General features: G+C 45.2%; 1 protein-coding gene. It reads left to right on the top strand.

Translation table 11 applies throughout. The features are described 5' to 3' along the window. The first annotated feature begins 71 nt into the window (after positions 1 to 71). Positions 72 to 941 (top strand): acetyl-CoA carboxylase, carboxyltransferase subunit beta, encoded by an 870-nt coding sequence (gene accD, locus R8N28_RS25910; protein ID WP_318183745.1) that lies wholly within the window; start codon positions 72 to 74, stop codon positions 939 to 941. The last annotated feature ends 234 nt before the right edge of the window (positions 942 to 1175 follow it).

The raw sequence follows: 1175 nt of genomic DNA, 5'->3' as shown, positions 1-1175 counted from the left end.
AGTTGCACTTTATTACTTAAAACAGGTTTATACAATGCGAGTTACTGTTGTTTGGGCATAAAGGTTTTCCAATGAGTTGGCTAGAAAAACTATTAGATAAAAAGAACATCATCAATACGCGTAAAGCGTCGATTCCGGAAGGCGTATGGACTAAGTGTCCGTCTTGTGACCAAGTGCTGTATCGCATCGCGCTCAAGGAAAACTTGGAAGTTTGTCCCAAGTGTCAACACCATTTGCGAATGTCTGCGCGACATCGTTTAGACAGCTTCTTGGACAAAGGTGAGCGTATAGAGCTTGCTAGCGAACATGAGCCGAAAGATTTGCTCAATTTTAAGGACAAGAAACGCTACAAAGAGCGTCTTGCTCTCGCTCAAAAAAGTACTGGCGAGAAAGATGCGTTGGTCGTGATGAAAGGCGAGCTGTTGGGCTTACCCATCGTGGCTTGCGCGTTCGAGTTCTCTTTCATGGCTGGCTCGATGGGGTCGGTTGTGGGTGCTCGTTTTGTTGATGCTGTGAATACGGCGATAGAGGCAAATTGCGGGTTAGTTTGCTTTTCTGCGTGTGGTGGCGCACGTATGCAAGAGTCGCTGATGGCTTTAATGCAAATGGCCAAAACCAGCGCTGCGTTGGAGCGTTTATCCAATGCGCGCTTGCCTTATATCTCGGTATTGACCGATCAAACCTTTGGCGGCGTCTCGGCAAGCTTGGCAATGCGGGGGGACATCAATATTGGTGAGCCTGAGGCAAGAATCGGGTTTGCAGGGCGTCGTGTGATTGAACAAACCGTGCGAGAAAAGCTACCGGATGGCTTTCAACAAAGCGAGTTTCTGCTTGAGCATGGCGCTTTAGATATGATTGTGCAAAGGCACGATATGCGCGAGAGGATAGGCGGGTTGATAGCAAAACTCACTAATACAAGCATCCGACTAGAAGTTAAGTAATTGCGGTTGGCTCATGCTTTATATGTTCTTTGAGATACTCACTGCTATGCAATCGATTGATTTGGTGGCGTAAAAGGCGGCTTTTCGGTTCATTTCAATTAAGTATTGCTTTTCGATATAAGATACTGATTATAAATTGATTTCATAAAACAACTTCGGCATCATTCACTGCTTGATTTTGAGGATGATTATCATCACGGCAAAAAATTAGAACAACTTATAATGCGAGGCTAG

Source organism: Vibrio sp. Vb1554 (assembly GCF_033344235.1).
Note: the sequence above shows the minus strand (reverse complement) of the source record. Positions and strands in the feature narration are given on the sequence as shown.

Excerpts from the sequence above, each read along its gene's own strand:
- accD (WP_318183745.1), top strand. The coding sequence starts at position 72 with ATGAGTTGGCTAGAAAAACTATTAGATAAAAAGAACATCATCAATACG.